General features: G+C 71.9%; 10 protein-coding genes and 1 pseudogene. 9 read left to right on the top strand and 2 right to left on the bottom strand.

Going from position 1 to position 11,891, the window contains the following annotated elements; all coding sequences use genetic code 11:
* Positions 1-72: 72 nt before the first annotated feature.
* The 7 genes from ACN28G_RS09555 (at position 73) to ACN28G_RS09525 (ending at position 6,773) form a co-directional block, all read left to right on the top strand.
* Positions 73-873 carry an ABC transporter permease subunit gene (locus ACN28G_RS09555; protein ID WP_421478933.1) on the top strand — a complete coding sequence of 267 codons (801 nt, stop codon included), beginning with the start codon at positions 73-75 and terminating at the stop codon, positions 871-873.
* A gap of 56 nt (positions 874-929) precedes the next feature.
* Positions 930-1,946, top strand: coding sequence for an ABC transporter substrate-binding protein (locus ACN28G_RS09550; protein WP_421478932.1), 1,017 nt, complete (start codon positions 930-932; stop codon positions 1,944-1,946).
* 1 nt (position 1,947) lies between these two features.
* Positions 1,948-2,679, top strand: a complete 732-nt coding sequence (locus tag ACN28G_RS09545) for an ABC transporter ATP-binding protein (protein WP_421478931.1) — start codon at positions 1,948-1,950, stop codon at positions 2,677-2,679.
* Positions 2,680-2,765: 86 nt separating this feature from the next.
* Positions 2,766-4,157 carry an NtaA/DmoA family FMN-dependent monooxygenase gene (locus ACN28G_RS09540; protein ID WP_421478930.1) on the top strand — a complete coding sequence of 464 codons (1,392 nt, stop codon included), beginning with the start codon at positions 2,766-2,768 and terminating at the stop codon, positions 4,155-4,157.
* Positions 4,154-4,588, top strand: a complete 435-nt coding sequence (locus tag ACN28G_RS09535) for an OsmC family protein (protein WP_091437394.1) — start codon at positions 4,154-4,156, stop codon at positions 4,586-4,588. The genes ACN28G_RS09540 and ACN28G_RS09535 overlap by 4 nt, the downstream gene beginning before the upstream one ends.
* A 56-nt stretch (positions 4,589-4,644) precedes the next feature.
* Positions 4,645-5,196, top strand: coding sequence for a flavin reductase family protein (locus tag ACN28G_RS09530; RefSeq protein ID WP_091437389.1), 552 nt, complete (start codon positions 4,645-4,647; stop codon positions 5,194-5,196).
* Positions 5,193-6,773, top strand: a complete 1,581-nt coding sequence (locus ACN28G_RS09525) for a DUF4139 domain-containing protein (RefSeq protein WP_091437386.1) — start codon at positions 5,193-5,195, stop codon at positions 6,771-6,773. Before ACN28G_RS09530 ends, ACN28G_RS09525 begins: the two co-directional genes overlap by 4 nt.
* A 5-nt stretch (positions 6,774-6,778) precedes the next feature.
* Here ACN28G_RS09525 and ACN28G_RS09520 read toward each other — a convergent pair whose 3' ends face one another.
* Entirely contained in the window at positions 6,779-7,780 is a 1,002-nt protein-coding gene (locus tag ACN28G_RS09520; RefSeq protein WP_091437381.1) for a HEAT repeat domain-containing protein, read from the bottom strand.
* Positions 7,781-7,965: 185 nt separating this feature from the next.
* Positions 7,966-8,598: pseudogene (locus ACN28G_RS09515) on the bottom strand (HEAT repeat domain-containing protein); the annotation flags it as partial.
* Between the two features lie 131 nt (positions 8,599-8,729).
* Between ACN28G_RS09515 and ACN28G_RS09510 the strand changes: the two are divergent.
* A complete protein-coding gene (locus ACN28G_RS09510) occupies positions 8,730-10,721 on the top strand; it encodes an acyl-CoA dehydrogenase (protein WP_421478929.1) in 1,992 nt (663 codons plus the stop codon).
* A 75-nt stretch (positions 10,722-10,796) separates the two neighbouring features.
* Entirely contained in the window at positions 10,797-11,885 is a 1,089-nt protein-coding gene (locus ACN28G_RS09505) for a FecCD family ABC transporter permease (protein WP_421478928.1), read from the top strand.
* Positions 11,886-11,891 lie beyond the last annotated feature (6 nt).

Here is an 11,891-nt window from a genome sequence, read left to right as displayed (position 1 = left end):
GAGATAGTAGGGAGTTCGCTGGTTGGCAACAACCAGTGACCCTGAGTCACGCTGCCTCGACGAAAGGGCATCATGAGTGTCACCGCCGCCCGCTCGGGTCCACCATGGTTGCGGCTGGGGTTGCGACTCGCGCCCTGGTCGAGCGTGCTGGTGATCATCGTGCTCTGGGTCGTCAGCACGGCCACCGGTTCGGTCTCGGCACAGTTCCTGCCCTCGCCGGCTGCGGTCGTCGACTCGGCGGCGGAGCTGGCCCGGGCAGGGCAGCTGTGGTCCTCGGTCTCGGTGACCGTCACCCGGGGACTACTCGGAGCCGGTGTCGGTATAGCGGCCGGGATCCTGTTGGGCGTGCTCGCCGGGTTCACCCGCTGGGCGGAGTTCGTGCTCGACAAGCCGATCCAGATCGTCCGGGCAGTGCCGTTCACCGCCATGCTTCCGCTGCTCATCCTCTGGATCGGCATCGGCGAGGAGACGAAGGTGCTCCTCGTGGTCCTGGCCACCGCCATCCCGGTCTACTTCAACACCTTCGGCGGCATCCGGAACGTGGACCGGAAGCTGGTCGAGGCGGGCAAGGTCTACGGCCTCAACGCGTACCAGCTCGCCACCCGGGTGCTCCTGCGGGGAGCGTTGCCGTCGGTGTTCATCGGCATCCGCTACGCGCTCGGCATCACCTGGGCGGTGCTGGTGCTTGCCGAGAGCCTCAACGCCGTCTCCGGCATCGGCTTCCTGTTGACCAACGCACGCCAGTACGGCCAGGGCGACGTCGTCATCCTCTGCGTCGTGCTCTATGCGGGGCTGGGGCTCGTCACCGACGCGCTCGTCGCCCTGCTGGAGCGCAGGGTCTTCCGCTGGCGACAAGCCCACCGTGGGGTGTAGGCCCGCCCCTGCCCGACGGGTCGAATCCGCACTTCGAACAGCAAAGGAAACACATCATGAAGACACTGCTATCGGCCCGCCGTCGAGGGCTCGGCGGCCTCCTGCTCGTGGCGACACTCGTCGTGACCGCCTGCGGCAGTGATCCCGCCGCTCCCGCGGCCACCTCCGCACCGACGGCGCAGGGCGACTCGGCCGTGGCCCGGGTCGGGTACTTCGGTGGCACCAGCCTGTGGACCCTCGCCGAAGACAGCAACACCGTCTCCGACGCGCTCAAGGAGGTCGGCGGCTCCGTGCAGTGGAACGGACCGCTGGCACCGGTGGAGGCCTCCGAGGCGGCCAAGGCCGGACGGATCGACTTCACCTCGAACTCGGTGGCGACCTTCTTCAACGAGGCCGACACCGCCTCGGCTCTGGTCGCCTTCGCCCTGGTCCGCAACAGCGGTGACAACCAGGGCATCGTCGTACGCGACAAGGCCGGCATCACCAGCGTCGCCGGTCTCGCCGGCAAACGCGTGGCGGTGAGCACCCCCGGTTCGACAGGTGAGTACGTGCTGTTGGCCGCGCTGGAGTCGGCCGGCCTGACCGCCGGCGACGTCACCGTCGTCCACATCGCCAACCCGGCCGACGGCGTCTCGGCACTGGCCAGCGGCGACGTCGACGCGCTCGCCACCTGGGACAACTTCTTCGCCTCCGCACAGTTGATCGAGGGGACCTCGGTGTTGACCACCAACGCGCAGACCGGCGCGCGCAACTGGAGCCTCTTCGTGGTCACCCGGAGCTTCCTGGACGCGCACCCCGCCTCGGTCCGGGCCGTCTTCGAGGGACTCGCCAGACAGTCCGAGGAGATCCGGACCAACCGCGACGTGGAGAAGAAGGCCCGACTGGCCGACGGGCAACCACCCAAGCTCGTCGACATCGTGGTCGGCTTCGACCCGGGCGAGGTGGTACCGGTCAACGACGAGGTCCTGGCACAGATCAAGGAGGTCGGCGAGCAGACCGTACGCTTCGGTTTCCGGTCCAGCGTCCCGGACCTCACCAGGAACTACGTCGACGTGTCGAGCCTTGGCAGCTGACATGCTCGAACTGGCACGCGGAGTCTCCCGGCACTTCGGTGGGCAACGCGTACTCCACAACCTGGACCTGACCGTCGAGCAGGGCGAGGTCGTCGCCCTGCTCGGCCGGTCCGGTTCCGGCAAGTCCACACTCCTGCGGCTCTTCGCCGGCCTGGACGCCCCAGACGCCGGTCACGTCGCGGCCCCGGACGGATGCGCGGTCGTCTTCCAGGAGGCGCGGCTCTTCCCCTGGCTGCGGGTACTCGACAACGTGACGGTCGGGCTGCCGGGCTCGTCGGCCGCGGCGGGACTCGACGCCCTCGCCGAGGTCGGGTTGGCGGACAAGAGCAACGCGTGGCCGTTGACCCTCTCCGGTGGAGAGGCACAGCGGGTCTCGCTGGCCCGGGCCCTCGTCCGCCGCCCCCGGCTGATGCTCTTCGACGAGCCGTTCGGTGCGCTCGACGCGCTCACCCGCATCTCGATGCACCAACTCGTGGTCGGCATCTGGGAGCGGCACGCGACCACAGTGGTGCTGGTGACGCACGACGTCGACGAGGCGGTGCAGCTGGCAGACCGGGTGCTCGTCCTGCGGGAGGGGCGCATCGCGCACGCGGTCGAGGTCCGACGGGACCCCGACGGCTCGGTGCCCGGCACGGAGTTGCTCGTCCGTCGGGCCGAACTGCTGTCCTACCTGGGAGTCGAGCAGCTGGGCGCGTTGCGGAGAAGGTCCCGTCCGGAGGGGACCGGGGACTGAGCCGTTTCCACGCACCACCACCAGCGGAAGCCGCCCGTGAGCGCCCGCCGACCCACCACCACCCCGCACCTGAAAGGTTCTCTGGAATGACACGTCAGCACGTGAAACTTGGCCTGGTCTACAGCGGGATCGGGCGCCACTCCAGCGCCTGGCGGCTGCCGGAGGCGGTGGCCGACGGGTACACCGATCCGAGGGTGGTCGCGGAGGACGTCCGGATCGCCGAGCGGGGCAAGTTGGACTTCTACTTCGTCGGCAACTCCCTGACCAGCTCGGCCCACCGGGGCAACTTCGCCTACACCGGGAAGAACGTCCAGGCCTCACATGACCACCTCTTCGCCATCGAGGGCTTCACCCTGATGGCTTACGCCGCCGCCCTCAGCGAGAAGGTCGGCCTGGTCGTGACCTTCAACACGACCTACAACGACCCCTTCCACACCGCGCGCATCACCGCGACCCTCGACCACCTCTCGAACGGCCGGCTCGGCCTCAACATCGTCACCGGTTCGGACCTCTCCGCCGCCTTCAACTTCGGCCGGGAGCGTCACCTGGACAACGAGGACCGCTACGACCGGGTCGAGGAGTTCACCGAGGTGCTCTGGGACCTCTGGGACAGCTGGGAGGACGGCTGGCTCGTCGCGGACAAGGAAACGGGGATCTACCACGACGTGAGCAAGGCCCGACCGATCAACCACACGGGTAAGCACTTCTCGGTCCGTGGCCCGCTGAACTTCCCCCGCCCGCCGCAGGGACACATTCCCTTCATGCACCCCGGCTACTCGGAGCGCTCGCTGGAGTACGCCGCCAAGTACGCCGAGATGCGGTTCATCCAGTGGCGGCACGCCGACTGGAACAGGGCGTACTACGCCGACGTCAAGTCCCGGGTGGTCCGGCACGGCCGCCCGGCCGAGGACCATCTGCTCATCGCGGGGATCACCCCGTACGTCGCGGAGAACGCGCGTGCCGCGCACGCCAAGTTCCGTGAGGTACAGGATCTGAACACGAACGTCTTCATCCCGCAGGTGCTCTCCGACCAGTTCGGCATCGACCTGTCCGGCCACACCGGCACCGACCGGGTCCTGGCGGCGATCGACCGCTCGCTCACCCCGGAGAAGGCCTGGATCATCGACAACGCGATCGCGAGCTTCGACGACGAGGACATCACCCTGGAGGACCTGACCCACTACCTCGGCAACAACCCGATGTCGCAGCCCGCGATCGTGGGTGACGCCGCGGACCTCGCCGACTTCATCGAGTCCAACTTCCGGGAGCAGGCGTTCGACGGCCTGGCGATCTGCCAGCCCTACTGGCCCGGACCGGCGGCGTCCTTCGTCGACCTGGTGGTGCCGGAGCTGCAGCGACGAGGCGTCTTCCGCAGCGAGTACACGACCTCGACGCTGCGCGAGCACCTCGGGCTCCCGAGCGCGCCGAACCGGTTGGCCGAGCGTACGGCGGCCACCGAGACCGGCGGTGCGGCATGAGCACCACTGCCACCGAGCGCCAGCCGGCCGTGTTGACGCTGCGGACGACCCCGGTGGTGGGACGGTTCGTGGCCGACGGCGGGGAGGTGACCTTCACCATCGACAACGGCAAGCTGTTGGACGTCGTCGAACACGCGGGCACGGCGCACTACTTCCTGGCTGGCCTGGCGGGGTGTGCGCTGAACCTGATCGCGGCTCGCTCGGTGGAGTGGGAGTTGCCGTACCCGCACCTGGAGCTGTCCGCGTCGTACCTGGTCGACGCGGACGACAGCACCCGGTTCGAGTGGATCGACCTGAGCTTCAGGTTCTCCGGCACCGCCGAGGAACTGAGCCGACGCTACGTCGACGACTTCACCGCACGGTGCCCCATCTACAACACGCTCGTCCGGGGTGGCGCACCCATCGCCGTCCGCCTCGACGCGGTCGGCTGATTCCGGCAGGACCGGTCGACGCGACGGTAGCCGCCCCATCCATCAGGAGGATTGTCTTGACTGCCCCCGCCGAGCCGATCGAGCCGGTAGGTCCGGAGACGTTCCGCTCGCTTCTTCGCCAGCAGGCCGCATCCGTCGCGGTGGTCACCGCCGCAGGTGCCCCGCCGGTGGGATTCACCGCCACCTCGTTCACCTCGGTGTCGCTCCAACCGCCGCTGGTGTCGTTCTGTCTGGCCCGCTCATCCTCGAGCTGGCCGGCCGTGGCCGGCGCGGCGCACGTGGCGGTGCACCTGCTCGGTGAGGATCAGCGGGACATCGCCCGAACCTTCGCCACCAGTGGGATCGACCGGTTCACCGCATCCCCCGGTTGGCGGAACGGCCCGTACGGAGTGCCATTGCTACCCGGTCCGATCGCCTGGCTGCTCTGCCGGGTGACGCAGCGGGTGCCCGCCGGGGACCACGTGATCGTGCTGGCCGAACCCCTGACCGGTCAGCAGACCGGGGGCGCGCCGTTGCTCTACCACCGTGGGCGCTACACCGGACTACGGCCGCCTACGCAGCCGACGGAGGGCGGTACGGGCGCGGTTGGACTACCCTCGCCGCCGTGACCACAGCGGAGTTGCACGCACCCATCGTCGCCGTCACCGTCTATCCGGACCGGGCCCGGATCACCCGCCGGGGCAGCGCCCGGCTGGCCGCCGGCGAACACCGGTTACGCCTGGCACCACTGCCGCTGGGGCTGCACCGCGACTCGATCCGGGTCGGCGGCCGGGGCGCGGCCACGGTGCTGGGCGTGGACGTGACCACCTGGCGGCAGGCCCGCAGCGCCGACGACCAGGTGAGTGGGTGGGAGCAACGGCACCGGGAGCTGGCCGAGGAGTTGGCCGAGATCGACGACGCCGACGAGATCGAGCAGCAGCGCGGCGAGTTCCTCGGCCGGCTGGCCGAGCGGGCCGGTGGCACGTACGCCCGGGCGTTGGCCGGCGGCGACGCGAGCCCGGCCGACGTGGCCGCCTTCACCGACTCGGTGGCCGGTCAGCTCGCCGAGTCCCGTGCCCGGCTACGCGCGCTGGCCCGGCGGCGCACCGAGCTGACCGAGGAACAGGCAGTGCTCCAGCGGCACCTGGACGCGGCGCACGGCAAGCGGGAGCCCGACCGGCTGGCCGCCGAGGTGACCGTCTCGGCCTCAGCCGACGACACCGAGCTGGACCTGGAGGTCAGCTACCTGGTGGACGGGGCCCGTTGGCAGCCCTCCTACGACCTGCGGCTGGTCGAGGAGACCATGACCGTTACCTGGTTCGGGCTGGTCAGCCAGGACACCGGGGAGGACTGGCCGGAGTGCGAGCTGGCGCTGTCGACCGCCCGGCCGGCGGCGGCGACCGCCGTACCCGAGTTGTCGCCCTGGTATCTGGACCGGTTCCGGCCCGCCCCGCCGCCGCCCGCGCCGACGGCCTCGTTCGGCTCGCCGCCACCGCCGGGCGGGGGCCCGGCGCTCACCGGGGTCGCGGCGCGGGCCGGTCGGCCCCGGCCGAAGGTGCGGGAGCAGGTCGCCGAGGTGGAGCAGGGCATCAGCGCCGCCACCTACCGGCCGGCCCGTCCGGTGGCGGTGCCGGCCGACGGCAGCGCGCACCGGGCCACCATCGCCGTCCTGGAGCTGCCGACGCGCACCGACTACGTGACCGTGCCACTTCGCGCCACCGAGGCGCACCTGCGGGCCACCGTCGGCAACACCTCCGCGCACACGTTCCCGCCCGGCCCGGCGGCGGTGTTCCACGGCGCCGACTTCGTCGCGACCACCCGGCTGCCCGTCTGGGCCCCCGGCGAGGAGACCGAGTTGGCGCTGGGGGTGGACGACCGGGTGCGGGTGGAGCGGAAGCTGCACCGGCGGACCGAGACCCGGGCCACCCTCGGCTCGACCCGCCGGCGGGACGTCGAGTACCAGATCACCGTGGCCAACCACACGCCCCGGCCGGCCACCGTCGAGGTACGCGACCAGCTGCCGGTCTCCCGCGACGAGGCGGTCGTCGTCCGGGACACCACGCTGGTGCCGCCGCCGGCCGAGCGCAGCGAACTGGGTGAGGTGGTCTGGCGGCTACGGTTGGGCCCGGGCGAGAGCGGCGAGATCGGCCTGGGGTTCCGGGTGGAGATCCCCAAGGGGGTCGAGCTGACCGGCTGGCGGGAATAGGCCGGCTATCCCCCGGCAGCTGCCAGCTGGGCCGAGGCGATGGCGGCGACCACCCGGTCGTCGTCGTGGGCCAACTCCCGCAGGAGGCCGTCGGCAACCCCGGGGGGCAGCTCCACGAGGGCCTGGGTCAACCGGATCCGCACCGCCGGCTGCCCCGGGTGGGCGGCGAACTCGTCGGCCAGGGCACCGACGATCCGCTCCGCGTTGCCGGGTGCGGCGGCCAGCGACCCGAGCACCTCGGCCGCCTCGACGTCGTTGGCGCCCTCGACCACCATGGCGACGAGGGTGGGCACGGCCCCGGCCCCGCCCCGGGTGCCCACGGTCAGGGCGGCGGGCCGACGGACCGTCGGGTCCGGGTCGTCGAGGGCCTCGGTGAGCAGGGCGGTCGACGCGTCGCCGGGTAGCTCGGCGACCGCCCGTACCGCCCGCCGCCGGACCTCGACGTGCCTGGAGCGGATCCCGGCGGCGAGCGGGGCCACCCCGGCGTCACCCGCCCGGGCCAGCGCCCACCGCAGCGCCCCGGCGACGTGCGGGTCGGCCTCGGCCAGGACGGCTGCGGCCAGCAGTTCGGCGGGGACCGGCACCTCATCGGCCGGGACCAGCACGCTCTGCTGCCGGCGCGCGGCGCTGGGCGAGTCGAGACCCCGCATCAGCTCGACGACACGCAGCACGTCCGACCAGTCCGACGGGGTCGAGGCGTCGATGGTCCGCAGCCGGTCGAGCAGTTCCCGGTCCCGCGCCAGCCGTTGTTCGGTCCAGCGGATCAGGTCACCGACCACGGCGGCCGGGGTGTGGGCGGGGTCCTCCAGCGCCCGGCCGATCTGGCGCAGCGACAGCCCCAGCGACCGCAGGCTCTCCACGTGGAAGATCCGGCGGATGTCGAGCGCCGAGTACTCCCGGTAGCCGCCGGTGGTGCGGCCGGTCGGGCGGACCAGCCCGAGCGAGTCGTAGTGCCGCAGCATCCGGATGCTCACCCCCGACCGGCGGGCCACCTCACCGATCAGCACACCGGTTCCCCGACGCCGTCGGGGCCGAGTAACGGTTCCCCGACGCCGTCGGGGCCGAGCAACGGTTCCCCGACGCCGTCGGGGCCGAGCAACGGTTCCCCGACGCCGTCGGGGCCGAGCAACGGTTCCCCGACGCCGTCGGGGCCGAGCAACGGTTCCCCGACGCCGTCGGGGCCGAGCGCGACGATCCGCTTCGCCTCCTGGACCGCGGCGTCGAAGTCGGCCTCCGGGTCGCGTAGCAGCAGCTCGGTGGCGCGGGCGTGCGCGCGTACCGCCGGGTCGGTGCTGGCCGCCGCGGTCCGCAGGGCCGGTTCGGCCACGTCGTCGAGGGCGGCCAGGGCCCGGCTGAGGCTGCGTCGTATCTCCCGGTCGCCGCGACCGAGCTGGGCGGCCAGTGCCGCGGCCAGCGGCTCCCGCTGGTCGTCGGGCACCAAAACGGCGGCGGCCCGCCAGGCGGTGCGGGCCACCTCGTCGTCCGCGTCGTGCAGCGACCGGACGACCGCCGGGTACGCCCCGCGGTCGCCGATCTTGGACAGGGTGTGCAGCGCCTGACTGCGGGCCTGGGCCGCCTCGGCGGCGAGTTCGGCGACGAGCCTGGGCACCGTCGTCTCCGGCGGCAACCGGGTCAGCGCCCAGGTGAGCATCTCGCGGACGAACAGCTCCGGCTCGACCGCGCACCGTCGCACGAGTGCTTCCAGCATCGCGGGGTCGGGCTGCGTGCCGGCGGCCAGGGCGGCCCTGAGCCGGATCGAGGACTGCCCGGCGCCCAGGGCTGCGACCAGTCGGCTCTCCGGCGGGTTCGAACGGGTCGGGTTGATGGCGACCACCTCCAGGCACCAGTGGAAACCCTGTCACAGTGTCAGGGTCAAGCGAAGCCGGCTACCGGGATCAACCACTTGTTACCCTTGGGTAGGTTCAGTGCCGCACACCAGCGTCCCGCGAGGTAGCCATGACCGATCACGCGCCCGGCCCCGTCGACCCCACCGTCCTGCGCCAGGTGCTCGACGGACCGTGGGCCGAGGTCCGCGACGCGCACCGGGCACACCTCGACGAACGCTTCCTACCGGTGTACGGCGAGAGCGGCGACCAGGCGCGGGAGCGGATCACCCGGCTGCTCACCGAACTGCCCACCGAGGTGGGCATCGCCTCGGCCTTCCCCACCGGTCACGGCGGCCGGTCCGACGTCGGCGCCTCGATCGTGGCCAGCGAGATGCTGGCCCAGGTGGACCTGTCGCTGATGGTCAAGGCGGGCGTGCAGTGGGGCCTGTTCGGCGGGGCGGTCGTGGCCCTGGGCACCCGGCGGCACCACGAGGCGTACCTGCGTGACATCGCCTCGGTGAAGCTCCTCGGCTGCTTCGCGATGACCGAGACCGGCCACGGCTCCGACGTCCAGCAACTGCGCACCACCTGCACCTACGATCCGCAGACGCAGACCTTCGACCTGCACACCCCGCACGAGGCGGCCCGCAAGGACTACATCGGCAACGCCGCCCGGGACGGCCGGATGGCGGTGGTCTTCGCCCAGTTGATCACGGGCGGGCAGCGGCACGGCGTACACGCGTGGTTGGTGCCGATCCGCGACGAGCGGGGCAACCCGATGCCCGGGGTGACCATCGGCGACGCCGGGCCCAAGGCCGGCCTGGCCGGGGTGGACAACGGCCGGATCACCTTCGACCACGTGAGCGTGCCGCGCGACATGCTGCTGGACCGCTACGGCCAGGTCGCGGCGGACGGCACGTACACCAGCCCGATCGACAACGACTCCCGGCGCTTCTTCACCATGCTCGGCACCCTGGTCCGGGGCCGGGTCAGCGTGGGCGGTGCGGCGTCGGCGGCCACCAGGTCGGCGCTGACCATCGCGGTGCGCTACGGCGACCTGCGCCGCCAGTTCGGTACCCCCGGCGCCGAGCGGGAGGTGCTGCTCAACGACTACCTCGCCCACCAGCGCAAGCTGCTGCCCGCGCTGGCCACCACGTACGCGTTGCACTTCGCGCACACCGAGCTGGTCACCGCCCTCGACCAGGCGCACCGCGACGACAGCCCGCTCGACGAGCACCGGCAGCGGGAGCTGGAGTCCCGGGCCGCCGGGCTGAAGGCCGCCCAGACCTGGCACGCCACCCGCACCATCCAGACCTGCCGGGAGGCCTGCGGCGGCGCGGGCTACCTGGCCGAGAACCGGCTACCCGGGCTCAAGGCCGACATCGACGTCTTCACCACGTTCGAGGGCGACAACACGGTGCTGCTGCAGATGGTGGCCAAGGGACTGCTGACCGGCTACCGGGACGCCTTCGGCTCGCTGGACGGCTGGGGCCGGGCCTCCTTCGTCGCCGAGCAGGTCCGGGAGATGATGATCGAGCGGACCGCCGCGCGGTCACTCATCCAGCGGCTGATCAGCGCCGTGCCCGGCCAGGACGACGAGGTCGCCGTCACCGACCGGGGCTGGCAGCTCAAGGTCTTCGAGGACCGCGAGAAGCACCTGCTCGACGGCGCGATCCGGCGGCTGCGCAACGGCGCGGCGACAAAGAAGGACCGCCCCTTCGACATCTTCAACGACGTCCAGGACCACGTCCTGACCCTGGCCGCCGCGCACGTCGACCGGATCACCCTGGAGGCGTTCGTCGCCGGCGTCGAGGCCACCACGGACCCGGCGGCGCGGGCCCTGCTCTCCCGGGTCTGCGACCTCTACGCGCTCAGCGTCATCGAGACCCACAAGGGGTGGTTCCTGGAGCACGGGCGGCTCACCCCGGCCCGGTCCAAGGCCGTCACGGCGGTGGTCAACGGTCTGCTCAAGGAGCTGCGCCCGCAGATGGGCACGCTGGTGGACGCCTTCGGCATCCCACCGGCGTGGCTGCACAGCGCCATCCTGCGCGAGGAGGCCGACCGGCAGGAGACCATGGCGGCCCACGACGCCGCCGGCGATCCGCAGGTGGTCCCGGCCTAGCCACCCCGGCCGGATCACACCACCGGCTTGTTGCCATACTTTTGCAGAAGCATCAGTGCTGCAGAAGGGGGAACGGTGGTGGGTACCGCCCTGATGAGCGGCCGGACGGAACTGCTCGGCGTCGCGGCGCAGCGTCGCCGGACCGCGCTCTGGCTGCTCGCGCTGACCGCCGCCCTGACCGTGACCGGGGTGGTCGCGGTCGGCACCGGGGCGATCGGGATCGCGCCGCTGACCGTGGCGCGCATCATCGGGCACCAGCTCGTCGGCTGGCCCGGCGAGGTGACCTGGACCCTGCCGGAGCAGGCCATCGTCTGGCAGGTCCGGCTGCCCCGGGTGCTGCTCGGGATGCTGGTCGGCGCGGGGCTTGCGGTGTGCGGGGTGGCCCTGCAGGCGATGGTGCGCAACGTGCTGGCCGACCCCTATCTGCTGGGCATCAACTCCGGGGCCTCCAGCGGTGCCGCGGCGGCGATCCTGTTCGGCGCCGGCGCCGGTTTCGGCCAGTACGCCCTCTCCACCAGCGCTTTCCTCGGCGCGCTCGCCGCGTCGCTGCTGGTCTTCCTGATCGCCCGCAGCGGCGGCCGGGTGACCTCGATCCGGTTGCTGCTCGCCGGGGTCGCCGTCGGCTACGCGCTGTACGCCACCACCAGCTTCCTGATCTTCGCCTCCGGCTCGGCCGAGGGCTCCCGGTCGGTGATGTTCTGGCTGCTCGGCTCCCTCGGACTGGCCCGGTGGAACGCGCTGCTGCTGGTGGCCGCGATCGTGGTGGGCGTCACCATGGCCTATCTCACCGTGCTGGGCCGCCGACTCGACGTCCTGGCCATCGGCGACGAGACCGCCCAGACCCTGGGCGTGTCACCGGACCGGTTCCGGATGCGGCTGCTGGTGCTGGTCTCACTCAGCGTCGGGGTGCTGGTCTCCGCCGCCGGCAGCATCGGCTTCGTCGGACTCGTCGTGCCCCACCTGGCCCGCCGCGTCGTCGGGGCACCGCACGTCCGGGTGGTGCCGGTGGCCGCCCTGCTCGGGGCCATCCTGCTGGTCTGGGCCGACGTCCTGGCCCGGGTCCTGCTGGCCCCGCAGGAGATCCCGATCGGCATCATCACCAGCCTGCTCGGGGCCCCCTTCCTGGTGGTCCTGATCCGTCGACTACACGCCACCGGCGCCTGAGCGCCC

Source organism: Micromonospora sp. WMMA1923 (assembly GCF_049179195.1).
Classification (GTDB): Bacteria; Actinomycetota; Actinomycetes; order Mycobacteriales; family Micromonosporaceae; genus Micromonospora; species Micromonospora yangpuensis.
The sequence above is the reverse complement of the archived record's forward strand: the minus strand, read 5'-3'. Positions and strand labels throughout refer to the sequence as shown.

Excerpts from the sequence above, each read along its gene's own strand:
- ACN28G_RS09555 (WP_421478933.1), top strand. The coding sequence starts at position 73 with ATGAGTGTCACCGCCGCCCGCTCGGGTCCACCATGGTTGCGGCTGGGG.
- ACN28G_RS09550 (WP_421478932.1), top strand. The coding sequence starts at position 930 with ATGAAGACACTGCTATCGGCCCGCCGTCGAGGGCTCGGCGGCCTCCTG.
- ACN28G_RS09545 (WP_421478931.1), top strand. The coding sequence starts at position 1,948 with ATGCTCGAACTGGCACGCGGAGTCTCCCGGCACTTCGGTGGGCAACGC.
- ACN28G_RS09540 (WP_421478930.1), top strand. The coding sequence starts at position 2,766 with ATGACACGTCAGCACGTGAAACTTGGCCTGGTCTACAGCGGGATCGGG.
- ACN28G_RS09535 (WP_091437394.1), top strand. The coding sequence starts at position 4,154 with ATGAGCACCACTGCCACCGAGCGCCAGCCGGCCGTGTTGACGCTGCGG.
- ACN28G_RS09510 (WP_421478929.1), top strand. The coding sequence starts at position 8,730 with ATGACCGATCACGCGCCCGGCCCCGTCGACCCCACCGTCCTGCGCCAG.